Origin of the sequence: Promicromonospora sukumoe, from assembly GCF_014137995.1 — a bacterium.
GTDB lineage: Bacteria > Actinomycetota > Actinomycetes > Actinomycetales > Cellulomonadaceae > Promicromonospora > Promicromonospora sukumoe.
This window is the reverse complement of record NZ_JACGWV010000001.1, coordinates 70920-96022: the sequence shown is the minus strand read 5'-3', so window position 1 is coordinate 96022 and position 25103 is coordinate 70920. Positions and strand designations below refer to the sequence as shown.

Here is a 25103-nt window from a genome sequence, read left to right as displayed (position 1 = left end):
AGACTCGTCCGCATGACAGCATCGAGCGAGATCATTCCGGACCACCCCCTGGTCGACGACGCGGCGCTCCTGGCCCTCGCGGAACTCCTGCACGGCGGCATCCGGCCGCGGCGCCGCACGCTCTGGTTCGTCCTGCTCGACGGCGAGCGCCGCCCCCTGCCGGTGGTCGTCCCCGTGGACCTGGTGCCCGAGCTGCCCGACCCGCTGGGGGTGGACAACCTGGGCCGGTCCTGGCACCAGATCCTCCGGGGCGAGCCGGGCGCGTCGGTGGTGCTGATGCTGGAACGCCCCGGGCCCGGTGACCCCTCGTTCGAGGACCGGGCCTGGCACGCGGCGCTCCGGTCCGCAGCCGCCGAGCAGGGGCTCACGGTCGCCGCGTTCTTCCTCGCCACGGCGGACGGCGTCGCGGCGCTCGCCCCGGAGGAGGCGCCGGCCCCCGACGACGCCCGGGCCGCGGACGGCGCAGCGCCCGGACCCGTGACCGGCGTCAGGCCCCGATGGCCTCGAGCCGTTCCCACTCGTCGTCGGTGAACAGCCGCGACCGGATGAGGAACCGCACGCCCTCGGGCGCCTCGACGCTGAACCCGGCGCCGCGGCCCGGCACCACGTCGATCGTCAGGTGGGTGTGCTTCCAGTACTCGAACTGGTTGCGGCTCATCCAGACCGGCACCGTGAACGGCCCGTCGTCGGCCCCCGGGAGCGCGAGGTCGCCGAGGTGCACGTCCGCGTCGCCGGTGATGAAGTCGCCGTCCGGGTAGCACATGGGCGAGGAGCCGTCGCAGCAGCCGCCCGACTGGTGGAACATGAGCTCGCCGTGCTTGTCCCGCAGGCGTGCGAGCAGCGCCGCGGCGTCGTCGGTGACGGCGACCCGGGCGACCGGTGACCCGTTGACGGGGGCCGGGCGAACGTCGTCGGACATGGAACCTCCCAGTGCTCGAAGCCGAACCGGACCGCCGGGCGGGAGGCCGGTGACGTACCGGCCCGGCATCCCGCCCGACGTGGTGCTCCCGCGGGGCCTAGAAGAAGCCCAGCTTGTCCGGGGAGTAGCTGACCAGCAGGTTCTTGGTCTGCTGGTAGTGGTCGAGCATCATCTTGTGGTTCTCGCGGCCCACGCCCGAGCCCTTGTAGCCGCCGAACGCCGCCGCGGCCGGGTAGGCGTGGTAGTTGTTCGTCCACACCCGGCCGGCCTCGATCGCCCGGCCCGCCCGGTAAGCGGCCGCGCTCGACCGCGTCCACACGCCCGCGCCCAGCCCGTACAGGGTGTCGTTGGCGATCTTGATGGCGTCGTCGTAGTCCGCGAACTCCGTCACCGCCACGACCGGCCCGAAGATCTCCTCCTGGAAGATCCGCATCTCGTTCTTGCCCTCGAAGATCGTGGGCGTCACGTAGTACCCGCCCGCGAGGTCGCCCTCCAGCTCGGCCCGGTGCCCGCCGGTGAGCACCTTGGCGCCCTCCGCCTTGCCGATGTCGAAGTAGCTGAGGATCTTCTCGAGCTGGTCGTTGCTGGCCTGCGCGCCGATCATCGTGTCGGTGTCCAGCGGGTTGCCCTGCTTGATCGCCTCGGTGCGCGCCACGGCGTCGGCCAGGAAGTCGCGGTAGATGTCGCTCTGGATGAGCGCGCGCGACGGGCACGTGCACACCTCGCCCTGGTTGAGGGCGAACATCGTGAAGCCCTCCAGGGCCTTGTCGTAGAACTCGTCGTGCGCCGCGGCGACGTCGCTGAAGAACAGGTTCGGCGACTTGCCGCCCAGCTCCAGCGTCACCGGGATGATGTTCTGCGACGCGTACTGCATGATCAGGCGGCCCGTGGTGGTCTCGCCCGTGAACGCGATCTTGCGGATCCGGGAGGAGCTCGCCAGCGGCTTGCCGGCCTCCGCGCCGAACCCGTTGACCACGTTCACGACGCCCGGCGGCAGCAGGTCCGCGATGAGCTCCATCAGGTAGAGGATCGACGTCGGCGTCTGCTCGGCGGGCTTGAGCACCACGGCGTTGCCCGCCGCGAGCGCCGGGGCCAGCTTCCACACCGCCATCAGGATCGGGAAGTTCCAGGGGATGATCTGCCCCACCACGCCCAGCGGCTCGTGGAAGTGGTAGGCGATGGTGTCGCCGTCGATCTCGCTGATCGAGCCCTCCTGGGCCCGGATCGCGCCCGCGAAGTAGCGGAAGTGGTCGATGGCCAGCGGCAGGTCGGCGTTCAGGGTCTCGCGGACCGGCTTGCCGTTCTCCCAGGTCTCCGCGACGGCCAGCTCCTCGAGGTGCTCCTCCATGCGGTCGGCGATCTTGTTCAGGATGATCGCGCGCTCGGTGACGGAGGTGCGGCCCCAGGCCGGGGCGGCCCCGTGCGCGGCGTCGAGCGCCCGGTCGATGTCGTCGGCGTCACCGCGCGCCACCTCGGTGAAGGTCCGGCCCGTCACGGGGGTCGGGTTCTCGAAGTACTGCCCGTTCGCCGGGGGTACGTACTCGCCGCCGATCCAGTGGTCGTACCGGGGTCGGAAGCTGGCGATGGCACCTTCCGTGCCTGGGGCTGCGTACACGGTCATGGTCTGCCTCCTCGCAGGATCTCGCGCCCGTCCTCGGGTTGCCCGACGGCGGAGCCACGCCCCGGGTGCACCGGTGCACCCGAGTGCGGCGAGGTTAGGCAGCCGGGCGTTGCATCCGCGTTGCAACCCGTCCGTGACCTCGGGCGAGCAAGCACGGCGCGCGCCGGCACACAGGACGGACGAGGACAGATCGCCGGACCGACGACGCCGCGCGACGAGCCGAACCCGAGGAGAGGCCATGAACCTCGCAACCCGCCGCACGACCCCCACGCTCCCCCTGATGGTGCCCCTCGCCGCCGCGCTGACCGTGGTGCTGGCGCTCGCGGGCTGCACCGGCGCCGGCGAGGCGTCGGACGCCGAGGCGGAGACCGCGAACCTGACGGCGCCCGACACGGCGACCGGCCCCGACGCCGCACGGGTCCCCGAGGACGCGGCGGAGGCGCTCAGCGGCGAACGCCTCGTGCCGCCCTACCCGGAGCCCGGCCCGACCGAGCCCCCGCTGAGCGGCGAGGAGTACGACGACTCCCCCGAGTCACCGTTCCTGGACGTCGCCACCAGCCCGCTGTCCACGTTCTCCGCCGACGTCGACACGGCGTCATACTCGAACCTGCGCCGCCAGGTGAACCAGGGCGTGACCCCGGAGGGCGTGCGCATCGAGGAGCTCGTCAACTACTTCGACTACGACTACCCCGCGCCCGCGGCGGGGGCCGAGCACCCGTTCTCGGTGACCACCGAGGTGGCGCCCGCCCCGTGGAACCCGGAGCACCGGCTCGCCATGGTGGGCGTCCAGGCCACGGAGGAGCTGCCGGCGACGGAAGGCAACAACGTCGTCTTCCTGCTGGACGTGTCCGGGTCGATGGACGAGCCGAACAAGCTGCCGCTGCTCGCGGAGTCGTTCGCGCTGCTGGTCGAGCAGCTCGACGAGGACGACCGCGTGTCGATCGTGACCTACGCGGGCGACAACCGCGTGGTCGCCGACTCCGTGCCCGGTTCGGAGCACGCCGTGCTGGTGGACCACCTGCGCTCGCTGCGGGCCGGCGGCTCCACGGGCGGGGCGGCGGGGCTGGCGACGGCGTACGAGCTCGCGGAGAAGAACTTCGTGCGTGGCGGCAACAACCGGGTGATCCTGGCGACGGACGGCGATTTCAACGTGGGGCCGTCGTCACCCGAGGAGCTCACGAGCCTCATCGAGGCCGAGCGGCGGTCCGGGGTGTACGTGTCGGTGCTGGGCTTCGGTATGTACAACCTGAAGGACAGCACCATGGAGGCCGTCGCCGACCACGGGAACGGCAACTACGCGTACATCGACACCTTGGCCGAGGCGCGCAAGGTGCTGGTGGACGAGTTCGGCTCGACGATGTTCGTCGTCGCGCAGGACCTGAAGCTGCAGGTCGAGCTGAACCCGGCCGTCGTCGGCTCGTACCGGCTGATCGGGTACGACAACCGGCGCCTCGCGGACGAGGACTTCGACGACGACGCCAAGGACGCGGGCGACGTCGGGGCCGGGCACTCGGTGACGGCGTTCTACGAGCTGGTCCCGGCGGGTGGGGGTGCTGGTGACGGCGGCGCGGGCGACGGCTCCGGCTACGGCTACGGCTCGGACGGTGAATCGGACGGCGACGACTTCATGACCGTGCACGTGCGGTACAAGGCGCCAGCGAACGGGGTGTCGGCCGCCAGCACGGAGGTCGCGTTCCCGGTCGGTGCAGGCGCCTTCACGACGGCACCGTCGGCGGACTTCGAGTTCGCCTCGGCGGTGGCGGAGCTCGGGCTGGTCGCCACGGGCTCGGAGTACCGGGCCCAGGCGAACCTCGACGCGGTCCGGCTGCGGGCCGCGGGTGCACTCGGCAGCGATCCGTACGGGTTGCGGGCGGAGTTCGTCGACCTGGTCGAGGCCTACCGGGCGTTGGGGTGAGGTTGGGGTGATCTCGACGCGGAATGGCATATCGAGAATCGCCCCGAATGCCGTGCAACTACTTTACTTGGCATTGATTACGCGGGAACTTTCGGCCGAAACCGATCCTTGCGGTGGCTAATTCATCCCTCGTCGAGCGAAGAATGGCCCGCGGACGTCAGCGCTTTCAGGACCCGGTGCGCGACGTGAGGATCGTGCGGTTGCCGACCGGCTCCCGGGAATCCAGAACCTGCTGCGCGCCCTGCGACTGCTGGACCATGTCGACGGCGATCCGCAGATCTTCCGCGGCCCAGTCGAGCGAGCTCTCGATGTGCGTGGCCTGGGCGAGCAGGGTCCGGGCCTGCGTCACCGAGGTGGGCGGGGCGTCGGTCAGCCGCTGGGCCCCGGCCTGGCGCGCCTCGGCGAGCGCCTGGGCCAGCACGTCGCGGGTGGCCGGGTCCGCGACCTGACCCTCCGAGTGCTCGTACACCCGCTGGGCCGTCGCCAGCACTGCGGCGAGGTCCTGCGAACGGGCCGAGGTGCTGGTGACCTGGGTGTCGATCTGGCCGGTCAGGGTGAGGATGCGGCTGGTCTCCTCGGCGCGGGCGGACATGACCCAGAGGGAGACAGCGACCGCCAGACAGGTGACGATCGCGGCGCCGAAGGTCCAGCGGCGGCGGCCACGGGCGCCGGCGAGATCGGGGCCGGCGTCAGCACCGGGCTCGGAGGAAGGCCCCGGCGTGTCGAGCGCGGGCAGGTTCGCGGGCTCGACGGCGGGCAGCGAGCGACTCGGACTGTCTCCGGCCTGTTCGTCAGTTCCAGACATCTGCGATTCCGGTCTAGCTAAAGCGACGGTGTTCAACTCTTCCCCCAAAGAGAGTTCTTGTGAAAACTATCTGTCGGACGCGAAGCCCGTTTAACTACCGGTGCTAATGACGCTAAGACTACTTTCCGAGTCGCGCACGGTGAAGATGTGATGCGCCTCCAATCTGTGGAAAACCGCCCGCGCCGCGGTGGCCGACTTGGGGATCGCGGTGGACGACGTGGTGGTGTCTTGGTCCGATGCCTACACTTGGCGTGGTTCGACAAGGGCGTCGGGACAAGGTCAGGGGCAGCATGCAGCAGGTGCCACACCGGGACGCGCGCTGGGTTCGCGCGGCATACGAGAGCTTCGTCGGTTCCGCCGGCTCCGAGGAGCCGGACGGGATCGACCCCGTCGTCGCGGCGTCCTGGCAGCGCAGCCTGCGCAACGGTGTGGACCCCGACCGGCCGAGCGCGGTCGCCGTCGCGGCGTCGGGCGACCTGGACGAGTACCGCAGCACCCACCCCCTGGCCGGTGCGATGCCGCTGGTGCGTGACCTGGTGGGCGGGGCCACGGGCGACGGCCTGGTCGTCGCGGTGTCCGACGACGTCGGCCGACTGCTCTGGGTCGAGGGCCGCGGCCAGGTGCGCTCCGCGGTCGACGGCGTCGGGTTCGTCGAGGGCGCCGTCTGGCGCGAGGAGTCCGTCGGCACGAACGCCCCCGGGACCGCGCTGGCCACCCGCCGCCCCGTCCAGGTGCTCGGCGCCGAGCACTTCGCGCGCCCCGTCCAGCGGCTGAGCTGTACCGCCGCCCCGGTGCACGACGCCGCCGGCGGGATCATCGGCGTCCTCGACCTGACGGGCGGGAGCGCCGCGGGGTCGCACGTCGCCCTCGCGCTGGTGCGCGCCACGGTCGCGATGGTCGAGCGGGAGCTCGCCCTGCGCGGCGGGCCGGTCCCCGGGAGCACGCCCTGGACCGGCAGTCTCGACCCGGAGCCCGAGCCGGGGATGCCGGGCGGCGCCGCCGAGCGGGCGCCCGACCTGCACCTGCTCGGCGCGCCCACGCTCCGCGGCAGGCGGCTCTCCCTGCGGCACGCCGAGATCCTGTGCCTGCTCGCGGAGCGACCCCGCGGCCTCAGTGCCGAGGAGCTCGCCGTGCTGCTGCACCCGGGCGACCTGTCCCTCGTGGCCGTGCGCGCCGAGATCTCCCGCCTGCGCCGGGTGGCCGACGGCGTGCTCGGCGGGCCACTGCTCGCCGGTTCCCGGCCCTACCGCCTCGCCCGCATGCTGCGGTCCGACGTCGACACGGTGCGCTCCCGGCTCCAGCGCGGCGACGTGCGCGGCGCGCTGTCCGCGTACCCCGAGCCGCTGCTGCGCCGATCCGTCGCGCCGGGCATCGAGCGGCTGCGCGAGGAGCTGGAGGCCGAGCTCCGGTCGGCGGTGCACGCCTGCGACGACGCGGCCGCCGTCGAGCAGTGGACGGCGCGTGACGAGGGCGCCGACGACCACGCGGCGTGGGTCCGCCTGGCCGAGCTGGCCGAACCGGGCGGACCGCAGGCGGCGCGGGCGCGGGCGCACCTGGGGGTGCTGGAGCGCCGGTTGTCGTGACCGGTTCCGTGCTCGGTCGTCACGTCGCGGTGATCAGTTTTCAGCCGGATGGCCACGTGGACGGGTGCGGCAGCCAAGCCGTCAACGCGAGAGCAACGACGACCGATACCGCCAGGCCGCAGAGGGACACAGCGAGGAACGCACGGGGATTCTTCTCGAGGTCGAGCTCCCAGGGAGCCTGCCCGGCAGCTGCGGGGACTGCGAACGCCCTGTCCAGGGTCTGCTGGATGGTCAGGTGCGCCACGAGCACGACGGCGCACGGCGCCAGCGCGGCGAGAAAGCCGAGGAACACGAGGATCGCGGGGAACCCGAGAAGCCTCGCCGGGACGCCGAACGCCAGGACACCGAGCACCGCGAGCGCGCTCATCCCGAAGTAGGACAGCTGCAGGATGCTGCCACGGGCGTCCTGCCTGTCCGCGACCACCGTCGCCCATGGAAACGGCAGGATGGGGTCGGGGGACGAGTCCCGCCAGGACCTCACGGCGAAGCGAGCGACGACTCTGATCAGCCAGAGGCCGAGCAGCACTTCCGTCCGGAAGATGTTCAGTGCTGCCGCCATGCCTTCACCCCTCCCGGGGTTCGCTCCGTCCTGGGCATCACCACTTACCGCCGCTCCTCGGACGGCTGCTTCGAACGGAACCTGTCTGGCAATCTTTCTCTAGCCAACAAAAATTCGACGAGATAGACAGGCAAAGCAATGAGGACTGCCCACCAGAGGCTAGCTCCTCTCACCAGGAGGATCTGGGCCGTGATGAGTCCCAACAACACGCCGTACAACACCAGAGTCCGCCAACTGTCGCCGACCCCTGGTCCACGAAGAAGCTCTGCCCGTTTCACATCGGACAAGATGAACTCAAAAGTCCGCGGCCCTACCGTGACGCTTGCCACCGTGACAACCACCAAAAGTGGGGGAACGTCGAACAGCGCAGAAAGCGGAGCAAATATCACGCATCCCGCGAAGCTGAGGTAGGCCCCGACCCTTTGGGGAAGCTGGCTGCTCCTGTCAGCCCCGGTGACGCGTTCCAGCTCACTCACATTGCCAGCCCTTCAAGAGGTTGTGCGACAAACGAGACTTTGGCCTTCCCGGTCTGATTATTCGCTGGATCACTGGCGCCGATCACCATCCGGATCGACCCGGCATCCGCGCCGGACAACCCCAGTACCTGCGCCACCTGCAACGGTGGACACCCCAGCCTGCCAGCGGGGCCATGCTTACGGCGCCCCCTTCGAGCCGGCCAGCGACAGCTCAGCCGCGAGCAGGTACTCCAAGAGATAGAGAGCCAAAGTCGCGAGCAGCGCCCACCACAACCAGCCGAAATTGACGATCGCCACCACTGCGCCTGCGGTCAGAACCATGAGCAGCACAAGAACGACGGACACGCCATTGCGTGCCGCCCGACCTCGGTGCCCCTTCCGGCGATCAAAACGCTCTAGCACATAGCGAAAGAACATCGGGCCGACGATCAGGCTTCCCACCGCGCCGCACACAATGGGAAACCCCTGACCCACGCTCACCCCGAGAACCACCGACAGAACTGCCAGCGGAAAGAATCCGAGCGATCGAATCGCCCGAGCTTTCGCCCTTGACGAGTCGTAGTAGCTTTCAGCCAACCTGTTCGACACCCCCTCGTGAGCGGTGCGTACCGCCGTCTCAATATCTTGCGCGACAACCGACGGGAAACATCCCTTGCTCGGTCCGGCGAGGAGACTCGCAAAGGTTGATCGTCCCGGTCAAGGCTCGTTGGCGTGGCGGCTCATAATTCACCCATGAACCGCTACGGGGGCGCGCGGGATCATCCAGCCCCCGCCGTGTGTTCCTAGACTCGACAGTGCACGTCCATCGAGGAGGAACCATGCCCGCTCCCATCGACCCGTCGGACAAGATCGCGCAGTACGCCCACCCCGAACGGCTCGTGAGCACCGCGTGGCTGGCCGAGCACCTCAAGGACCCGGGCATCGTCGTCGCCGAGTCCGACGAGGACGTGCTGCTCTACGAGACCGGGCACATCCCGGGCGCCGTGAAGGTGGACTGGCACACCGAGCTGCAGCACCCGGAGATCCGCGACTACCTCGACGGCGCGGCGTTCGCCGCCCTCCTGGGCAGCAAGGGCATCGGCCGCGACACGACGGTCGTGCTGTACGGCGACAAGAACAACTGGTGGGCCGCGTACACCGCCTGGGTGTTCACGCTGTTCGGGCACCAGGACGTGCGCCTGCTCGACGGCGGCCGCGGGCTCTGGACCGCCGAGGGCCGCGAGCTCACCACCGACGTGCCCGCCCCCGCACCGGTCGAGTACCCGGTGGTCGAGCGCGACGACACGACGGTCCGCGCCTTCCGCGAGGACGTCCTGGCGCACCTGGGTAACGGCCCGCTCGTCGACATCCGCTCGCCGCAGGAGTACACCGGCGAGCGCATCGCCATCCCGGACTACCCCGAGGAGGGCGTGCTGCGCGGCGGCCACATCCCGACGGCGCGCAACGTCCCGTGGGCCACGGCCGTGGCCGAGGACGGCACCTACAAGGCGCGCGCCGAGCTCGACGCGATCTACACGTCCGGCCTGGGCCTCGACCCCGACGACGCCGTGGTCACCTACTGCCGCATCGGCGAGCGGTCCAGCCACACCTGGTTCGCGCTGACCTTCCTGCTCGGGTACACCAACGTGCGCAACTACGACGGTTCGTGGACCGAGTGGGGCAACGCCGTGCGCGTCCCGGTCGCCACGGGCTCGGAGCCGGGCACGGTCTGACGCTCCGGCGGCGGCGCCCGCACCTGTCAGACGTCGGCGCACGTGTCAGACCTACAGGTCCCCCGGGTGACCTGTGGGTCTGACACGTGCGGGAGGGTCTGACAAGGGCGGGAGGGTCTGACACGGCAGGTCAGGCGCGGCCGAAGGCCTTGCGGAGCTCGTCCTTCGCGCGTTCCAGCACGTCGCGCTGGTCGGCGTCGAGGTCCTTGCCCGCGCGGTTGACGTAGAACGTGAGCATCGACATCGCCGACCGGTACGGGGAGCTCTTGCGCCGGTCGCTCGCCTCGGCCGACCTCTTGAGGGACCGGGCGATCCGCGCGGGGTCGTCCCAGGTGAACACGCCGTCCTCCAGGTCCAGGGCGTCGCTGCCCTCGGTGACGCCCTGTGACCAGCGGTCGGGGCCGTCGTCGGGCGCCTTGTTGGACCCCTTGTTCCCGGCCATACGGCCACGCTACGACGCGGCCCGGCCACCCGCCCGGGCCGTGCCAACGGCCCGCCCACATGTCAGACGCCCGCGCCCGTGTCAGACGTACAGGTCACCCGAGGGACCTGTGGGTCTGACACGTGTGCGGGCGCGACGGTGAAAGGATGAACGGATGAGCACCAACGACGTCGAACTGCCCGAGGCTCTCGCCGAGCTGCGGGACGCCTTCCTGGAGACGCCCGAACGCGACCGGCTCCAGCTCCTGCTGGAGGTCTCGCGCGAGCTGCCGCCCCTTCCGGAGCGGTACGCGGACGCGCCCGAGCGGCTGGAGCGGGTGCAGGAGTGCCAGTCCCCCGTCTACGCGTTCGCCGAGGTGGACGACGCCGGGGTGGTCACCTTCCACGCCAGCGCACCGGAGGAGGCGCCCACCACGCGCGGGTTCGCGTCGATCCTGGCGCAGGGGCTGACCGGGCTGACGGCGCAGCAGGTGCTGGACGTGCCCGAGGACTACCCGCTGCAGCTCGGCCTGACCAAGGTCGTGAGCCTGCTGCGGCTGAACGGCATGGCGGGCATGCTGACCCGCGCCAAGCGCCAGGTCCGCGAGCAGCTCGCCGCCGCCCAGGTCTGAGCCCGCGCGGCCGCCGGCCGCAGTCACGTCGGCAGCCGTCACGCCGGCAGTCGGTACGCGCCCACCGCCGCGGAACTCGTGTCAGACGTACAGGTCACCCGGGGGACCTGTACGTCTGACACGTCGAGGCCGGCCGGCGGCCCCCTCAACCTGCCGGGCTCAGGCCTCGCCGCCGCCGAAGCGCTCGCGGTAGGCGTCCAGGTCGTCGTCGCTGATCTTGGCGAACAGCACCGGCGGCACCGTGAACGCGGTCCCGGCGGGCACGGCGTCGAGCGACGTCGCCGCCTCGGCGTCGACCCAGGTCGCGGTGTCGCCGTCGAGCGCGAACACGCCGCGCAGGGTCGCCGCCGTCTGCGGGATGAACGGCTCGGAGACGACCGCGTAGAGGCGGATCAGGTTCATCGCGGTGCGCAGCGAGACCGCCGCAGCCTCCGGGTCCACCTTGACCTGCTTCCACGGCTCCTTCTCGACGAGGTACGCGTTGCCCGCCGACCACAGCGCGCGCAGGCTGTTCGCGGCCTTGCGGTACTGGAGCGCCTCCAGGTGCTCCTCGTACTCGGCGAGCAGCCGTGACACCTCGGCACCCAGCTTCTGCTCGGCCTCGCCCGGCTCACCGCCCTCGGGCACCGTCTCGCCGAACCGCTTGGCGGAGAACGTCAGCACCCGGTTGACGAAGTTGCCGAGGGTGTCGGCCAGGTCCTTGTTGACCGTGCCGGCGAAGTGCTCCCAGGTGAACGACGAGTCGTCGGACTCCGGGGCGTTCGCGATCAGGTACCAGCGCCAGTAGTCGGCCGGCAGGATCTCCAGCGCGGCGTCGGTGAAGACGCCCCGCTTCTGCGACGTCGAGAACTTGCCGCCGTAGTAGGTGAGCCAGCTGAAGCCCTTGACGTAGTCGACCATGGTCCACGGCTCGCGGACGCCGAGCTGCGTGGCCGGGAACATCACCGTGTGGAACGGGACGTTGTCCTTGGCCATGAACTGCGTGTAGCGCACGTCGTCGGCCTCGTACCACCAGGACTTCCAGTCGCGCGTCTCGCCCTGCGCGGCGGCGTCCGCCCACTCCTGGGTGGAGCCGATGTACTCGATCGGGGCGTCGAACCAGACGTAGAAGACCTTGCCCTCGGCGGCGAGCTCCGGCCACGTGTCGGCCGGGACCGGCACGCCCCACTCCAGGTCGCGCGTGATCGCGCGGTCGTGCAGGCCCTCGGAGAGCCACTTGCGCGCGATCGACGTCGACAGCAGCGGCCAGTCCTTGCTGTTGCCGTCGATCCAGGCCTCGACCTCGTCCTGGAGCTTCGACTGGAGCAGGAACAGGTGCTTGGTCTCGCGCACCTCGAGGTCGGTCGAGCCGCTGATCGCCGAGCGGGGGTCGATCAGGTCGGTGGGGTCCAGCACGCGCGTGCAGTTCTCGCACTGGTCGCCGCGCGCCCGGTCGTAGCCGCAGTGCGGGCACGTGCCCTCGACGTAGCGGTCGGGCAGGAACCGGCCGTCGACCGGCGAGTACACCTGCCGGATGGCGCGCTCCTCGATGAAGCCGTTCTCGTGCAGGCGACGCGCGAAGTGCTGCGTGGTCTCGGCGTTCTGCTCCGAGGAGCTGCGCCCGAAGTGGTCGAACGACAGCCCGAAGCCGTCGTAGATCTTCTTCTGCGTCTCGTGCGCCCCGGCGCAGAACTCGGCGACGGGCAGCCCCGCCTCGGCCGCGGCCAGCTCGGCCGGCGTGCCGTGCTCGTCGGTGGCGCAGATGTAGAGCACGTCGTGGCCGCGCTGGCGCAGGTACCGCGAGTAGACGTCGGCCGGGAGCATCGACCCGACCATGTTCCCCAGGTGCTTGATGCCGTTGATGTACGGAAGCGCACTGGTGACAAGGTGGCGAGCCATCGCTGGATGCTCCGATTCGTAGGTCTGGAACTCGTGTCCGGACGACGTGTCCGGCGGCCCGGGAACCGAGCCACGGCCCAGCCTAGATCCCCGCGCTGCCGGGGGTGCCATCGTGGTCACGGTACGGGCGGCCGACGGCGCCGTCGGGCACAGGCCCCGGGTGTCATAGGCGCAGTGCAGGAGGGGCCGAGGAGCCTCCCAGAACGCCGTGATGATGTCTTCGCATGATGACGAACCCCGCGCACGACCACGGACCGCTCCCCCGCCGCGCCCGGACCAGGCGCCTGCGCAGCACGGCCGCCGGGGCCGGAGCCCTCGCTCTCGCGGCCTCCCTGACGGCCTGCACCGCGAGCGCCGAGGCCGACGAGAACGGCGACGGCTTCTTCGACACGAGCACGGTGCACACCATCTCGGTCGACTACGACGAGGCCGACTACCAGGAGATGCTCGACGCGTTCGCCGAGACCGGTGACAAGGACTGGATCGAGGCGACGGTCACGATCGACGGCGAGGAGTACGACGACGTCGGCCTGCGGCTCAAGGGCAACTCCAGCCTGCGCGGCCTGAGCGGGGACGGCGCGACGGCAGACAGCGACACAGACACCGACACCGACACCGACACCGACACCGCACCCCAGCCCGACGAGGGCGACGGCTCGGTCTCCGCCGACGACCCCGCCGGCCTGCCGTGGCTGATCCGGCTCGACAAGTACGTGGACGGCCAGGAGCACGACGGCCGCGCCGACTACGTGGTGCGCGGCAACAACTCGGAGACCTCCCTGAACGAGGCGGTGGCACTCAAGGTGCTGGAGCTGTCCGACGTCCAGGCCGAGCAGGCGTCGTACGCACGGTTCAGCGTGAACGGCAGCGACGAGCAGCTCCGCCTGGTCCTGGACCTGCCCGACGACGACCTCTGGAACGAGGACAACTACCCCGACGAGGGCATCACCTACAAGGCGGACAGCGCGGGCGACTGGACCTACCGCGGCACGGACGCGGCGGACTACGTGGACGCGTTCGAGGCGGAGTACGACAGCACGGGCGGGACCGACGACGAGGCGTACGAGCCGCTGATCGAGTTCCTCGACTTCGTGAACAACACGACCGACGAGGAGTTCGCGGAACAGCTCGGCGACTACCTCGACGTCGACGCGTTCGCCCGGTACCTCGCGGCGCAGGACCTCGTGGCGAACCAGGACGACATCGACGGCCCGGGGAACAACGCCTACCTGCACTACGACGTCGCCACGGGGCTGATGACGGTGGTCGCCTGGGACCAGAACCTGTCCTACGGCGGGCTCGGCGGGGGCGGTGGCTTCGGCGGCGGGCGCGCCGGTGAGGGCGGGATGCCGCCCGAGGGCGGGCCCGGCGACGGCACGGCTCCCGAGGGCATGGAACCGCCGGAGGGGATGGAGCCGCCGGACGGCGCCGAGCTCCCGGAGAACCTGGACGGCGCGGACGGCGGCACGCAGGGCGGAGCCGGACGGGGCGGCGGCATGGCCGGAGGCATGGGCGGCGACAACGCGCTGGTCACGCGCTTCCTGGCGGACGACGACTTCGCCGCCGCGTACGAGTCGGCCACGCAGGAGCTCACGGCGTCGGTCTACGAGAGCGGCGACGCCCAGGAGTACCTGGACGACCTGGCCGCGATGCTCACCGACGAGGCGTCGGACCTGGTGGACGCCGACACGATCGCGAGCGAGGCCGACGACCTGGCGGCCCAGCTCACGGGGAGCACGGACCAGCAGACCGACCCGGCGTCGTCCGCCACGTCGTAGCGGTCAGGTGGTCAGGCGGGCGGGACCGTGCGGCCCAGGAGGCGCAGGGCGTCGGACCACGGGTCCCCGCCGGTCTCGCCGAGCGGCGCGGCGAAGACCCCGGGCGTCCCACCGGGGCGGGCGGCGATCTGCCGGGCGCTGTCGAGCACGAACCCGACGCTCGCCTCGGCGGGGCGGTACGTGGTGCCGAGCGACGCGGCGACGTCCCAGGCGTGCACCACGGTGTCGAGGAGCTGCATGCCGAGCGCGAGCGCCGGCGAGACCTGCGAGTCGAACTCGGCGAGGTGCACGGTCGCCTCCTCGTCGGCCTGCGCGAACGCCTTGCGCAGGGCGGCGGCGGACGCGTCCCACTCGCCGACGACGTTCTCCGCCGTCACCTCCGGTTCGGCGTAGGCCGTCACGTCCGCGGGGCCGTCGCCGACGGCGGACGCGAAGCCGTTGTTCTGGCCGATCATGTGCGACAGCAGGGCCGTCAGGTCCCAGTCGTCGCAGGGCGTCGCGCGATGCAGGTCGCCGTCGGCGGCCCGCTCGACCAGGCGGCCGGCGTCGGTGAGGGCGGCGTCGTGCAGGGCGAGCATCTCCGCGTAGGTAAGCATGCGTAGACCGTACACCATGGTAGATCATCGCAACCTGGTTAGGATCGCCGGGTGGAGCGCCCCGAGCTTGGATACCTGCTCAACCGGCTGATGCGGGTGGTGATCGCTCGCGAGGAGCCGGTCCTCGCGGCCGCCGGCCTGCGGATGTGGGACTACGCGGTGCTCACCGCCCTGGCCCGGCAGGACGCGCCCACCCAGGCACAGCTCGCCGCCCAGACGGGCCGCGACAAGACGCGGCTCATCGGCAACCTGGACCGGCTCGCGGAGCTCGGGCTGGTCAGCCGCGCCCCGGACCCCGTCGACCGCCGCAACCGGGTCGTCTCGCTCACGGCCGAGGGACGGCGCGTCCTGGACCGCTGCCAGGCGGGCATCGGCGCGATGGAGGACGACCTGCTGAGCGGCCTCCCGGCCGGCGAGCGCGCCGCCTTCGAGCGGGCGCTCACGACGCTGGCCGCCTCCCTGGACTGAGGCGTCACCGGCCCGGACCACGCCCGACGCCGCCCGGGCACGGCACCCCGAGCAGGTCGCCCGTCGCGACGTCGGCGGGCATCGGCACCTCCGCGAGCGGCACCTTGTCGGGGTCGCAGACGACGGTCGGCACCAGCCGCGCGACCGACGCCCGGCCCAGCAGCCGCAGCTCGGCCCACGTCGCGGACCCCGGGCCGACGAGGCCCGCGCCGGAGCCCTCGGTGGGGCCCGCGTCGAGGACCAGCAGGCGCCGGCCGTCGTGCGTCGTCGTCGTGCCGGTCACGGTGGTGACCAGCACGGCGAACGGCTCCGCGCCGTCGGCCGTGTGCACGCACGGCGTGCCGCACAGCAGCGCGAGGCCGTGCAGGGACACGCCGTCCACCACGACGTCGGTGACGGAGGCCCGCGTGCGCGCCGGCCAGGAGGCGGCGGCGAGCGGGTCGGGGATGCTCGCGCGGAGCGTGGGCAGGATCGCGGTGAGGGTCATGACCCCGTCGTACGGCCCGCGCGCCCGGCCGGGCGAGGGGTCTTGACGCATCCCGTACGGACCCGAGCCACATCCTGACGCGGCCCGTACGGACCGGCCCCCGAGCGCCGACATAGCGTGAACGCGTGCCTGATCCACGCTTCACGCGGCTCTACGCCGCGACTGTCACGCCCTTCACCTCCGACGGTCACCTCGACCTCGACGCGCTCGCCGCGCACGTCGACCGCCTCGTGGGAGAGGGGGTGGACGGGATCGTCGTCGGCGGGACGACGGGCGAGTCCGGCGCGCTCGCACCCCCGGAGCGGACGGCGCTCGTGCGCACGGCCGTCGACGCCGCGGCCGGCCGCGCCGCCGTCGTCGCCGGGGTGGGCGAGCACGACACGACCACCGGCATCACCCTCGCCCACGACGCCTCCCGGGCCGGGGCCGACGGCGTGCTCGTCGCGGCACCCGCGGCCAGCCGCCCCTCGCAGGCCGGGCTCCTCGCGCACGTGCGGGCTCTCGCCGACGCCGCGGACGCGCCCGTGATGCTGTACGACAACCCGCGCCGGTTCGGCGTCGGCCTCGACCTGGCGACCCTGCTCCGCGCGGCCGAGCACCCGAACGTCTGGGCGGTCAAGGACGCCACGGAGAACCCGCACCGGGCCGCGGAGATCATCGGGCTGACCGACCTGGCGTACTACGCCGGGTCGGACGCCGCCGCCATGGTGCTGACCGCGGGCGGGCAGGGCGTGGTCGGCGTCGGCGCGAACGTGGAGCCCGCGCTCTGGCGGGCCTACGTGGACGCGCTGGTGGGCGGCGACCTGGACGTGGCGGACGGCTTCGCCGAGCGGCTCGCGCCCCTCGACCATGCGCTGCACCACCACGTGCCGCCCGCCGTGGCAACCAAGGTGGTGCTGCGCGGCCTCGGGCTGCTGCCGTCCGCCCGGGTCCGGCTGCCGCTGGTGGGCCCCGTCCCCGAGGAGACCGCGGCGGTCCGGCGCGACCTGGAGGTGTACGACGGGTTCCCGGACTTCCACCGCGGCCTCGTGCGGCTGGACCACCCCGACGCGCGCGGTGGCGCGCTACGCCTGCTCTGAGCCGGTCGGGCCGGTCGGGCGGGCCGGGCTCGCCGGACCGGCCGGGCCCGCCGCCGTGACCCGGTGCAGCAGGAGCTGCGCCGTCACGCGGCGTACGGCGGGGTGCTCGCGCACGCGGCGCAGCTCGGCCTCGACGTCGCGCAGGCTCCGGCACGCGAGGTGCGCCACGTAGTCGGCCTCCCCGGTGGACTGCCAGGCCGACAGCACCGCCGGGGAGCCTGCGAGCGCCGCCTCGAACGCGGCGAGGTCGCCGTCCGGGCGCACCACCACCTGGGCCAGCACCTCGACCGGCCCGCCGCCGTCCGACGGGCCCGCGACGGAGCGACGGCGGGAGGCAGGTTTCGGGGCCATACCCGCGACGCTACGAACGGCCCAGGGACGAACCCGCGACCTGAACGCGATCCCTACGCCGGGGGTACGCATCCTGACGGGACCTTGACGCCCGCCGCGCGGGTCTTGTGCCCGACGGCGCCGCCGTGGTCACCTCTGAGGCGTGTCGACCCCGCAGCGCGATCTGATCCCGTTCCGCACCGCGGTGCGGGCCTGGTTCGCCATCTCCTGGCAGACGTTCGGCGGCCCCGCCGGGCAGATCGCCGTCATGCAGCGCACCCTCGTGGACGAGAAGCGGTGGATCGGACAGGGCCGGTTCCTGCACGCCCTGAACTACTGCATGCTGCTGCCCGGGCCGGAGGCGCAGCAGCTCGCCGTCTACACCGGCTGGCTGCTCAACGGGTGGCGCGGCGGCCTGGCCGCCGGGGTGCTGTTCGTGCTGCCCGGCATGCTCGCGCTGCTCCTCCTGTCCGCGGTGTACGTCGCGTTCGGCGACACCACGGTCGTGGCCGGGCTGTTCGCCGGCCTGGCGCCGGCCGTGCTGGCCATCGTGGTCCAGGCCGTCCTCCGGGTCGGCAAACGCGCGCTGACCAGCCCCGCACTGATCACCCTCGCGGTCGCGGCGTTCCTGGCACTCACCCTGTTCGGCGTGCCGTTCCCCCTGGTCGTGCTCGGCGCCGGCGTGGTCGGCTGGCTCGTGCACCGGTACGCGCCGTCCTGGATCGCCGCGCCGGCCGCCGGGAGCACGGCCGACGGTCCCGCCCCGCTCATCCCCGACGACACCCTGCACGCCGAGCGCCCGTCGGGCCGGCGCGCCCTGCGCGTGCTGGCGCTCGGCCTGGTCGCGTGGTCCCTGCCGGTCGTGGTGGTCGCGCTGCTGACCGGTGCCGGCAGCGTGTTCACCCAGCAGGGACTGTTCTTCTCCGGCAGCGCGCTGGTGACGTTCGGCGGCGCGTACGCGGTGCTGGCCTACGTCGCCCAGCAGGCCGTGCAGACCTACGCCTGGGTCACACCCGGCGAGATGACGCGCGGCCTCGCGCTGGCCGAGACCACGCCCGGCCCGCTGATCATGGTCGTGCAGTTCGTCGCGTTCCTCGGCGCCTACCGCAACCCCGGCGACCTCGACCCCTGGGCCGCCGCCCTGCTCGGCGCCCTGCTGACCACCTGGGTCACCTTCGTGCCCTCGTTCCTGTTCATCTTCCTCGGCGCGCCCTACGTCGAACGGCTGCGCGGCAACCGCACCCTGTCCGCCGCGCTGACGGCGATCACCGCCGCCGTGGTCGGCGTCATCGCCAACCTGGCGCTGTATTTCACCACGCACACCCTGTTCGCCGACTCCTCGACCCGGACCGCCGGGCCCCTGAGCCTGGAGGCCCCCGACCTCGCCTCCCTCGACCTGGTCGCGCTCGGCGTCGCCGCGCTGGCCGCGGTCCTGCTCTTCGTCGTCCGCTGGTCGGTGCTACGCACCCTGGGTGTGTGCGCGGTGCTCGGCCTCGCGCTCGGGCTCGCCGGTCTGGTCTGAGCCGACGCCGGGGCCGAGGGCCACCGCCGGGGCCGCGGGTACCGATAGGTCAGCGATCACTGTATGGTCAGCGCATGCTGACCATAGCCTCGCGGCTCGACGTGATGAACCGGCTCGGCCGGGCGATGGCCGACCCGACCCGCTCCCGGATCCTGCTCAGCCTCATCGAGGAGCCCGGCTACCCGGCGCGCCTGGCCCGCGACCTGGACCTGACCCGCACGAACGTCTCGAACCACCTGGCCTGCCTGCGCGGCTGCGGCATCGTCGTCGCGACGCCCGAGGGCCGGCAGACCCGGTACGAGATCGCCGACCCGCACCTGACCCGGGCCATCGGCGTGCTCGTGGAGACCGTGCTGGCGGTCGACGACGGGGCACCCTGCGCGGACGAGAACTGCGACGTGCCGCTGTGCTGCGGCCCGGGAGCCGCGCAGTGAACGACGTCTGCTGCGGTCCGGACCCAGCACCCCAGGCCGCGAACCCCCCGCACGACGACGAGCACGACCACGGTCACGGTCACGGCGACGACGACGCCGCTCCCTGGTGGCGCGACCCCGGCCTGCTCCTCCCCCTGGCCTCCGGCGTGCTCCTGCTGGTCGGCTACGTCCTGGAGTGGACCGGCGCCCCCTCCGCCGTCGCGACCGCAGTGCTCGCCCTGTCCCTGCTGGCCGGCGCCTGGACCTTCGTCCCCGGCGCGATCAAGCGCCTGGTCCGGGGCAGGCTCGGCGTCGGCCTGCTGATGACGATCGCCGCCGTCGGCGCCGTCCTGCTGGGGCACGTGGGCGAGGCGGCCGCGCTGGCGTTCCTGTTCTCCATCGCCGAGGCCCTGGAGGACCGGGCCATGGACCGCGCGCGCCACGGCCTGCGCGCCCTGCTCTCGCTGATCCCCGAGACCGCGACGGTCTCCCGGCTCTCGGGCGACGTCGAGATCCCCGCCGCCCAGATCCAGGAGCTCGACATCCTCGTGGTCCGACCCGGCGAGCGGGTCGCGACCGACGGCGTCGTCGTGGCCGGGACCAGCAGCGTCGACACCTCCGCGGTCACCGGCGAGTCCATCCCGGTCGAGGTGGGCCCCGGCGACCCCGTCCCCGCCGGGTCGATCAACGGCACCGGGCCGCTCCAGGTCGAGGCCACCTCCGGCGGCACGGACAACTCCCTGACCACCATCGTCACGCTCGTCGAGCAGGCGAACGCCCGCAAGGGCGAGCGCGCCCGTCTGGCCGACCGCATCGCGCGCCCGCTGGTCCCCGGCGTCCTGGTCCTCGCCGCCCTGATCGTCGTGTTCGGGTTCCTCACCGGCGAACCGGCCCTCTGGACCGAGCGCGCCCTGGTCGTCCTGGTCGCCGCCTCGCCGTGCGCCCTGGCCATCGCCGTCCCGGTCACGGTGATCTCCGCGATCGGCGCGGCCAGCAGGTTCGGCGTCGTCATCAAGTCGGGCGAGGCGTTCGAGCAGCTCGGCGCCGTCACGACGGTGGCCCTGGACAAGACCGGCACCCTGACCCGCGGCCGGCCCGAGGTCGTCGCCGTCGAGACCGCCGCCGGCCACGAGCGGGACCAGGTGCTGGCCGTCGCCGCCGGGCTCGAACGGCACAGCACCCATCCCCTGGCCGCGGCGATCCTCGCCGCCGCCCCCGAGCCCGCCGCCCTCACCGAGGTCGCCGAGCACCCCGGCCAGGGCATCACCGGGCTCCTCGGGGCCGGCCCGGGCCGCGACCCGAGCACCGGCACCGACCGGGTCCGCGTCGGCTCCCCGCGCTGGGTGGACCCCGGCGCCCTGAGCGACGCGGCGGACACCCTGGAGGCCCAGGGCATGACCGTCGCCGTCGTCGAGATCGCCGGGGCCGCGGCGGGCCTGATCGGCATCCGCGACGAGCTGCGGCCCGAGGCCGCCGAGGCCGTCCGCGACCTGGCCGCGATGGGCTACCGGACGGTCATGCTCACGGGCGACAACGAGCGCACCGCCGGGGCGCTGGCCGCCCAGGCCGGGATCGCGGACGTGCGGGCCGGGCTCCTGCCCGCCGACAAGGCCGCGGCGGTCGAGTCGTTCGGCGCCCGGGGCACCACCGCGATGATCGGCGACGGCGTCAACGACGCCCCGGCGCTGGCGGCCGCCGACGTCGGCATCGCCATGGGCGTGAGCGGGTCCGACGCCGCGATCGAGTCCGCGTCCGTCGCGTTCACGGGCACCGACCTGCGGCTGCTGCCCCGGGCCATGGCGCACGCCCGGCGCGGACGGCGCATCATGACCGGCAACATCGGCCTGTCGCTGGCGATCATCGTCGTGCTGCTGCCGCTGGCCCTGTCCGGGACCCTCGGGCTGGCCGGCGTGGTGCTGGTGCACGAGATCGCCGAGGTCGTCGTCATCCTCAACGGGGTCCGCGCGGCGCGCCGGCCCACGGCCTGACGCCGCGGCCCGGCCCGCTCACTCCTCGAACCGGTACCCCGCCCCCGGGTGGGTCAGGATGTGCTTGGGGTGCGACGGGTCCTGCTCCAGCTTGCGCCGGAGCTGGGCGGTGTAGACGCGCAGGTAGTTGGTCTCCGTCGAGTACGCGGGGCCCCACACCTCGTGCAGCAGCAGCTTGCGGTCCACGAGGCGGCCGCGGTTGCGCACCAGCACCTCCAGGAGCGCCCACTCGGTGGGGCTCAGCCGCACCTCCTCGCCCGCGCGGGACACCTGCCGCCGGGCGAGGTCGATCCGCAGGTCGCCCGCGGTGACCACGGGTTCCTCGGCCTGCGCGGGCTCCGCGCGGCGGACGGCGGCGCGCAGTCGCGCCAGCAGCTCGTTCATCGCGAACGGCTTGGTCACGTAGTCGTCGGCCCCGGCGTCGAGGGCGTCCACCTTGTCGTCGCCGAGCTGCCGCGCCGACAGCACGACGATCGGCACCCGGGTCCAGCCGCGGATGCCCGCGATGACGTCGAGCCCCGGCATGTCGGGCAGCCCCAGGTCGAGCAGCACGACGTCGGGCCGGGTCGACGCCACGGCGTCCAGGGCCGCCGAGCCGGTCGGCGCCGCGGTCACGTCCCAGCCGTGCGCCCGCAGGTTGATCGCCAGCGCGCGGGTCAGCGCGGCGTCGTCGTCCACCACGAGCACACGGTTGCCGGACGCCGAGCGCTCGGCCGCGCCGTCCACCTCGCCTGTCACGGGACCATCCCATCACGCGGCACGGTGAGCACCATGGTGAGGCCGCCGCCTGGCGTGTCCTCGGCGGAGACCCGTGCGCCGACGGCGTCCGCGAGCCCGGCCGCGACCGCCAGCCCGAGGCCCAGGCCTCCGGTGCTCGTGTCGTCGAGCCGCTGGAACGGCTCGAACATCGTGGCCTTGCGGTCCTCGGGCACGCCCGGCCCGGTGTCGGCCACGCGCAGCTCCACCGAGTCGCGGGCCGCGGAGGCCGTGACCAGCACCTTCGCGCCGGGCGGCGAGTGCCGCACCGCGTTGGAGACCACGTTGGCGACCACCCGCTCGAACAGCCCGGGGTCGGTGTGCACCAGCGGGAGGTCCTCGGGGACGTCGAGCGCCAGGTCGGCGAGCCACGGCTCGACGGCGATCGGCACGACCTCCTCCAGGGAGGCGGCGCGCAGCGCGGGCCGCACGGCGCCGGTCTGGATGCGCGACAGGTCCAGGAGGTTGCCGATGAGGCGCTCCAGCCGGTACGTCGAGTCGGCGATGGTCGCCGTCAGCACGTCGCGGTCCTCGCGGTCCAGCTCGACGTCGGGCGAGGCCAGGCCGTCCACGGCCGTGCGGATCGCCGCGAGCGGTGTGCGCAGGTCGTGCGAGACGGCGGCGAGCAGGGCGGTGCGGGTGCTCTCGGTGCGCTCCAGCACCTCCGCCTGGGCGGCCTGCTCGCGCAGCCTGCGCCGCTCCAGCACGATCCCGGCCTGCGCGCCGAAGGCCTCGACCACCTGCCGGTCGCTCGCGGGGAGCACGCGGCCGGCCAGCACCAGACGGTGCCGGTCGTCGATCAACACCTCGGTCACGTCGTCGTCCGTCCCGGCGGGGGCCGCGCCGGGCTCCGCGTCCGTGACCCACCGCTCGTGCGCCACCACGGACCACGGCGCGCGGTCGTCGGCTCGCTCCTCCAGGCGCACGTCGGCCATCGCGAAGGTCTGCGCCAGGCGCTGCACGATCGCGTGGGCGGTGTCCTCGCCCGAGAGCACGGAGCGGGACAGCGCGGCGAGCGTGGACGCCTCGGCCCGCGCCCGGTACGCCTGGGCGGAACGCCGCGCGGCCAGGTCCACCACCGACGCGACGGCCACCGCGACCACGACGAACACGGCCAGCGCGAACACGTTCTCCGCCTCGGCGATGGTCAGCCGGCCCGTCGGCGCCGCGAAGAACCAGTTGAGGCAGAGGTTGGACACGACGGCGGCCACGACCGCGGGCCACAGCCCGCCGATCAGCGCCACGCCGACGACGCCCGCCAGGAGCAGCATGGCGTCGGTCGCGAGCGCGACCGCGTCGGTGCCGATCGCCAGCAGAGCCGCCGTGAGCACGGCCGGGATCAGCAGCGCGGACCCCCAGCCCGCCGCGCGCCGCTTGGGCGACAGCGAGGAGTACCGCGAGCGCACGCCGAGCCCCACCCGCGCCCGCTCGTGCGTCACGAGGTGCACGTCGATCGCGCCCGACAGGCGCGCGATCTCCGCGCTGGACGAGCCGAGCAGCGCCTGCCGCCACACGGGGTGCCGGGACACGCCCACCACGATCATGGTCGCGTTGACGCCACGCGCGAAGTCGACGACGGCGGTCGGCACGTCCTCCCCCACCACCGTGTGGAACACGCCGCCGAGCGACTCCACGAGCGCGCGGTGCGCCGCGATGGTGGCCGACGGCGTGGACGGCAGCCCGTCCGTCGGCAGCACGTGCACCGCCAGCAGCTCGGTCCCCGCCGCCCGCTGCGCGATCCGGGCGGCCCGGCGCAGCAGCGTCTCCGTCTCGGGCCCGCCCGTGACGGCCACGACGATGCGCTCGCGGGCGGGCCAGGTGCCGCCGATCGAGTGGTCGGCGCGGTATCTCGTGAGGGCGTCGTCGACCCGGTCGGCGAGCCAGAGCAGGGCGAGCTCGCGCAGCGCCGTCAGGTTGCCCACGCGGAAGAACGACGACATCGAGGCGTCGATCTGCTCGGCCCGGTACACGTTGCCGTGCGCGAGCCGGCGCCGGAGCTGCTCGGGCGAGAGGTCCACGAGCTGGATCTGATCGGCGTCGCGCACCACCTGGTCCGGCACCGTCTCGCGCTGCCGCACCCCGGTGATGGCCTCGACGTCGTCGGTCAGCGACGCGATGTGCTGCACGTTGACGGTGGTGACCACGTCGATGCCGGCGTCGAGCAGGTCGTGCACGTCCTGCCAGCGCTTGGCGTGCCGCGACCCGGGGGCGTTGGTGTGCGCGAGCTCGTCGACGAGCGCCACCTCGGGCGCGCGCTCCAGCACGGCGTCGACGTCGAGCTCGGTGAGCGTGGACCCGCGGTGCTCGGCCAGCCGTCGCGGGACCATCTCCAGGTCGCCGATCTTGGCGACCGTCGCCGCCCGGCCGTGCGTCTCGACCAGGCCGACCACCACGTCCGTGCCCCGTGCGCGCCGCCGGTCCGCCTCGTCGAGCATGGCGTAGGTCTTGCCCACGCCAGGGGCCGCCCCCAGGTAGACGGTGAGGCGGCCCCGGCGTCCGGTGGTCATGGGCTCAGTCTGCGGCATCGAGGGCAAGGTTGAGCTCCAGGACGTTCACCCGCGGATCGCCCAGCACGCCCAGGGTGCGGCCGGCCGTGTGGGCGGCGACGGCCGCCTCGACGTCGGCCACCGGGAGGCCGCGCTCACGCGCGACCCGGGCGACCTGGATCGCGGCGTACGCCGGGCTGATCTCCGGGTCGAGGCCCGAGCCGGACGCCGTGACTGCGTCGGCCGGGACCTCAGACGGGTCCACGCCCTCCAGCTCGGCGACGGCGGCCTTGCGCTCCTCGATCGTCGCGACCAGGTCCGGGTTGAGCGGGCCCAGGTTCGACGCCGCCGAGGCGGTCGTGTCGTACCCGTCGCCCGCGGCCGACGGACGGGGGTGGAAGTACTCCGCCCCCGTGAAGCCCTGCGCGACGAGCGCGGAGCCCACCGCCTCCGACCGGTCCGTGGTGTGCGAGCCGTCGGAGCGGACCAGCGAGCCGTTGGCCTGCCAGGGGAAGGCCACCTGCCCGACGGCGGTCGCCGCGAGCGGGTAGGCCAGCCCCAGCAGGAGCGTGAAGACGAGCAGCATGCGCAGCCCCGCCAGCGAGTGCCGGGTCAGTGCCGCGAGATCGCTCGCGACCGTGGTCGATGCCATGAGATTTCCTTTCCGTGCCCAGGACCGG

24 protein-coding genes are annotated in these 25103 nt (G+C 72.7%); 11 read left to right on the top strand and 13 right to left on the bottom strand.

Annotated features, from left to right (window positions below):
* Window positions 1-12: 12 nt before the first annotated feature.
* Entirely contained in the window at window positions 13-531 is a 519-nt protein-coding gene (locus tag FHX71_RS00450) for a hypothetical protein (RefSeq protein ID WP_182613929.1), read from the top strand.
* Here the strand turns inward: FHX71_RS00450 and FHX71_RS00445 are convergent.
* Both FHX71_RS00445 and exaC read right to left on the bottom strand, forming a co-directional pair.
* Window positions 488-919: a DUF779 domain-containing protein gene (locus tag FHX71_RS00445; protein ID WP_182613928.1), complete on the bottom strand. Its 432-nt coding sequence runs from the start codon at window positions 917-919 to the stop codon at window positions 488-490. The two genes, FHX71_RS00450 and FHX71_RS00445, sit on opposite strands and share 44 nt — an antisense overlap.
* A gap of 97 nt (window positions 920-1016) precedes the next feature.
* Window positions 1017-2540: an acetaldehyde dehydrogenase ExaC gene (exaC, locus tag FHX71_RS00440; RefSeq protein WP_182613927.1), complete on the bottom strand. Its 1524-nt coding sequence runs from the start codon at window positions 2538-2540 to the stop codon at window positions 1017-1019.
* A 238-nt stretch (window positions 2541-2778) separates the two neighbouring features.
* Here exaC and FHX71_RS00435 point away from each other — a divergent pair, with 238 nt between their 5' ends.
* Window positions 2779-4455, top strand: a complete 1677-nt coding sequence (locus tag FHX71_RS00435; RefSeq protein WP_182613926.1) for a vWA domain-containing protein — start codon at window positions 2779-2781, stop codon at window positions 4453-4455.
* A gap of 166 nt (window positions 4456-4621) precedes the next feature.
* Here the strand turns inward: FHX71_RS00435 and FHX71_RS00430 are convergent, their stop codons facing one another.
* The gene (locus tag FHX71_RS00430) at window positions 4622-5260 is read right to left on the bottom strand and encodes a hypothetical protein (protein ID WP_182613925.1); all 639 of its coding nucleotides are present in this window, start codon (window positions 5258-5260) and stop codon (window positions 4622-4624) included.
* A 290-nt stretch (window positions 5261-5550) separates the two neighbouring features.
* Between FHX71_RS00430 and FHX71_RS00425 the strand changes: the two genes are divergently transcribed.
* Window positions 5551-6843, top strand: coding sequence for a sigma-54-dependent transcriptional regulator family protein (locus FHX71_RS00425; RefSeq protein ID WP_182613924.1), 1293 nt, complete (start codon window positions 5551-5553; stop codon window positions 6841-6843).
* Between the two features lie 40 nt (window positions 6844-6883).
* Here FHX71_RS00425 and FHX71_RS00420 read toward each other — a convergent pair whose 3' ends face one another.
* Both FHX71_RS00420 and FHX71_RS00415 read right to left on the bottom strand, forming a co-directional pair.
* Complete coding sequence (locus tag FHX71_RS00420) at window positions 6884-7402, bottom strand: hypothetical protein (protein ID WP_182613923.1); 519 nt, start codon at window positions 7400-7402, stop codon at window positions 6884-6886.
* Window positions 7403-8055: 653 nt separating this feature from the next.
* Window positions 8056-8454 (bottom strand): hypothetical protein, encoded by a 399-nt coding sequence (locus tag FHX71_RS00415; protein WP_182613922.1) that lies wholly within the window; start codon window positions 8452-8454, stop codon window positions 8056-8058.
* 242 nt (window positions 8455-8696) lie between these two features.
* Here FHX71_RS00415 and FHX71_RS00410 point away from each other — a divergent pair, with 242 nt between their 5' ends.
* Window positions 8697-9590, top strand: coding sequence for a sulfurtransferase (locus tag FHX71_RS00410; RefSeq protein WP_182613921.1), 894 nt, complete (start codon window positions 8697-8699; stop codon window positions 9588-9590).
* 130 nt (window positions 9591-9720) lie between these two features.
* Here the strand turns inward: FHX71_RS00410 and FHX71_RS00405 are convergent, their stop codons facing one another.
* Complete coding sequence (locus FHX71_RS00405; RefSeq protein ID WP_182613920.1) at window positions 9721-10032, bottom strand: DUF3175 domain-containing protein; 312 nt, start codon at window positions 10030-10032, stop codon at window positions 9721-9723.
* 154 nt (window positions 10033-10186) lie between these two features.
* Here FHX71_RS00405 and FHX71_RS00400 point away from each other — a divergent pair, with 154 nt between their 5' ends.
* Window positions 10187-10642, top strand: a complete 456-nt coding sequence (locus FHX71_RS00400; protein WP_036970494.1) for a SufE family protein — start codon at window positions 10187-10189, stop codon at window positions 10640-10642.
* Between the two features lie 159 nt (window positions 10643-10801).
* Here the strand turns inward: FHX71_RS00400 and metG are convergent, their stop codons facing one another.
* Complete coding sequence (gene metG, locus FHX71_RS00395; RefSeq protein WP_182613919.1) at window positions 10802-12520, bottom strand: methionine--tRNA ligase; 1719 nt, start codon at window positions 12518-12520, stop codon at window positions 10802-10804.
* Between the two features lie 224 nt (window positions 12521-12744).
* Between metG and FHX71_RS00390 the strand changes: the two genes are divergently transcribed.
* The gene (locus FHX71_RS00390; RefSeq protein ID WP_182613918.1) at window positions 12745-14298 is read left to right on the top strand and encodes a CotH kinase family protein; all 1554 of its coding nucleotides are present in this window, start codon (window positions 12745-12747) and stop codon (window positions 14296-14298) included.
* Window positions 14299-14309: 11 nt separating this feature from the next.
* Here FHX71_RS00390 and FHX71_RS00385 read toward each other — a convergent pair whose 3' ends face one another.
* Window positions 14310-14894, bottom strand: coding sequence for a TIGR03086 family metal-binding protein (locus tag FHX71_RS00385; RefSeq protein ID WP_182613917.1), 585 nt, complete (start codon window positions 14892-14894; stop codon window positions 14310-14312).
* A gap of 51 nt (window positions 14895-14945) precedes the next feature.
* Between FHX71_RS00385 and FHX71_RS00380 the strand changes: the two genes are divergently transcribed.
* Window positions 14946-15362: a MarR family winged helix-turn-helix transcriptional regulator gene (locus FHX71_RS00380; RefSeq protein ID WP_182613916.1), complete on the top strand. Its 417-nt coding sequence runs from the start codon at window positions 14946-14948 to the stop codon at window positions 15360-15362.
* A 4-nt stretch (window positions 15363-15366) separates the two neighbouring features.
* On the opposite strand, the gene FHX71_RS00375 is transcribed toward FHX71_RS00380, so the two are convergent.
* On the bottom strand, window positions 15367-15849 hold the full coding sequence (locus FHX71_RS00375; RefSeq protein ID WP_182613915.1) for a hypothetical protein: 483 nt from the start codon (window positions 15847-15849) through the stop codon (window positions 15367-15369).
* A gap of 125 nt (window positions 15850-15974) precedes the next feature.
* Here FHX71_RS00375 and dapA point away from each other — a divergent pair, with 125 nt between their 5' ends.
* Complete coding sequence (gene dapA / locus FHX71_RS00370; RefSeq protein ID WP_182613914.1) at window positions 15975-16928, top strand: 4-hydroxy-tetrahydrodipicolinate synthase; 954 nt, start codon at window positions 15975-15977, stop codon at window positions 16926-16928.
* On the opposite strand, the gene FHX71_RS00365 is transcribed toward dapA, so the two are convergent.
* Window positions 16914-17279: an Lrp/AsnC ligand binding domain-containing protein gene (locus FHX71_RS00365; protein WP_182613913.1), complete on the bottom strand. Its 366-nt coding sequence runs from the start codon at window positions 17277-17279 to the stop codon at window positions 16914-16916. The two genes, dapA and FHX71_RS00365, sit on opposite strands and share 15 nt — an antisense overlap.
* A gap of 142 nt (window positions 17280-17421) precedes the next feature.
* Between FHX71_RS00365 and chrA the strand changes: the two genes are divergently transcribed.
* From chrA to FHX71_RS00350, 3 genes are all read left to right on the top strand, one after another.
* On the top strand, window positions 17422-18780 hold the full coding sequence (chrA, locus tag FHX71_RS00360) for a chromate efflux transporter (protein WP_182613912.1): 1359 nt from the start codon (window positions 17422-17424) through the stop codon (window positions 18778-18780).
* A gap of 74 nt (window positions 18781-18854) precedes the next feature.
* Window positions 18855-19214, top strand: coding sequence for a Cd(II)/Pb(II)-sensing metalloregulatory transcriptional regulator CmtR (gene cmtR / locus FHX71_RS00355; RefSeq protein ID WP_182613911.1), 360 nt, complete (start codon window positions 18855-18857; stop codon window positions 19212-19214).
* Window positions 19211-21181: a heavy metal translocating P-type ATPase gene (locus tag FHX71_RS00350; protein WP_182613910.1), complete on the top strand. Its 1971-nt coding sequence runs from the start codon at window positions 19211-19213 to the stop codon at window positions 21179-21181. The genes cmtR and FHX71_RS00350 overlap by 4 nt, the downstream gene beginning before the upstream one ends.
* Window positions 21182-21199: 18 nt before the next feature.
* Here FHX71_RS00350 and FHX71_RS00345 read toward each other — a convergent pair whose 3' ends face one another.
* Genes FHX71_RS00345 through kdpC form a run of 3 tightly spaced genes read right to left on the bottom strand, consistent with a single transcriptional unit; the run spans window position 21200 to window position 25075 of the window.
* Window positions 21200-21919, bottom strand: coding sequence for a response regulator (locus tag FHX71_RS00345; protein WP_312876869.1), 720 nt, complete (start codon window positions 21917-21919; stop codon window positions 21200-21202).
* Window positions 21916-24444, bottom strand: a complete 2529-nt coding sequence (locus FHX71_RS00340) for a DUF4118 domain-containing protein (protein ID WP_182613909.1) — start codon at window positions 24442-24444, stop codon at window positions 21916-21918. Before FHX71_RS00340 ends, FHX71_RS00345 begins: the two co-directional genes overlap by 4 nt.
* 4 nt (window positions 24445-24448) lie before the next feature.
* Window positions 24449-25075 (bottom strand): potassium-transporting ATPase subunit KdpC, encoded by a 627-nt coding sequence (gene kdpC / locus FHX71_RS00335; RefSeq protein ID WP_281383635.1) that lies wholly within the window; start codon window positions 25073-25075, stop codon window positions 24449-24451.
* Between the last annotated feature and the right edge of the window lie 28 nt (window positions 25076-25103).

Coding starts and splice junctions, on each gene's coding strand:
- FHX71_RS00450 (WP_182613929.1), top strand. CDS start 13: ATGACAGCATCGAGCGAGATCATTCCGGACCACCCCCTGGTCGACGAC.
- FHX71_RS00445 (WP_182613928.1), bottom strand. CDS start 919: ATGTCCGACGACGTTCGCCCGGCCCCCGTCAACGGGTCACCGGTCGCC.
- exaC (WP_182613927.1), bottom strand. CDS start 2,540: ATGACCGTGTACGCAGCCCCAGGCACGGAAGGTGCCATCGCCAGCTTC.
- FHX71_RS00435 (WP_182613926.1), top strand. CDS start 2,779: ATGAACCTCGCAACCCGCCGCACGACCCCCACGCTCCCCCTGATGGTG.
- FHX71_RS00430 (WP_182613925.1), bottom strand. CDS start 5,260: ATGTCTGGAACTGACGAACAGGCCGGAGACAGTCCGAGTCGCTCGCTG.
- FHX71_RS00425 (WP_182613924.1), top strand. CDS start 5,551: ATGCAGCAGGTGCCACACCGGGACGCGCGCTGGGTTCGCGCGGCATAC.
- FHX71_RS00420 (WP_182613923.1), bottom strand. CDS start 7,402: ATGGCGGCAGCACTGAACATCTTCCGGACGGAAGTGCTGCTCGGCCTC.
- FHX71_RS00410 (WP_182613921.1), top strand. CDS start 8,697: ATGCCCGCTCCCATCGACCCGTCGGACAAGATCGCGCAGTACGCCCAC.
- FHX71_RS00405 (WP_182613920.1), bottom strand. CDS start 10,032: ATGGCCGGGAACAAGGGGTCCAACAAGGCGCCCGACGACGGCCCCGAC.
- FHX71_RS00400 (WP_036970494.1), top strand. CDS start 10,187: ATGAGCACCAACGACGTCGAACTGCCCGAGGCTCTCGCCGAGCTGCGG.
- metG (WP_182613919.1), bottom strand. CDS start 12,520: ATGGCTCGCCACCTTGTCACCAGTGCGCTTCCGTACATCAACGGCATC.
- FHX71_RS00390 (WP_182613918.1), top strand. CDS start 12,745: ATGATGACGAACCCCGCGCACGACCACGGACCGCTCCCCCGCCGCGCC.
- FHX71_RS00385 (WP_182613917.1), bottom strand. CDS start 14,894: ATGCTTACCTACGCGGAGATGCTCGCCCTGCACGACGCCGCCCTCACC.
- FHX71_RS00375 (WP_182613915.1), bottom strand. CDS start 15,849: ATGACCCTCACCGCGATCCTGCCCACGCTCCGCGCGAGCATCCCCGAC.
- FHX71_RS00365 (WP_182613913.1), bottom strand. CDS start 17,279: ATGGCCCCGAAACCTGCCTCCCGCCGTCGCTCCGTCGCGGGCCCGTCG.
- cmtR (WP_182613911.1), top strand. CDS start 18,855: ATGCTGACCATAGCCTCGCGGCTCGACGTGATGAACCGGCTCGGCCGG.
- FHX71_RS00340 (WP_182613909.1), bottom strand. CDS start 24,444: ATGACCACCGGACGCCGGGGCCGCCTCACCGTCTACCTGGGGGCGGCC.
- kdpC (WP_281383635.1), bottom strand. CDS start 25,075: ATGGCATCGACCACGGTCGCGAGCGATCTCGCGGCACTGACCCGGCAC.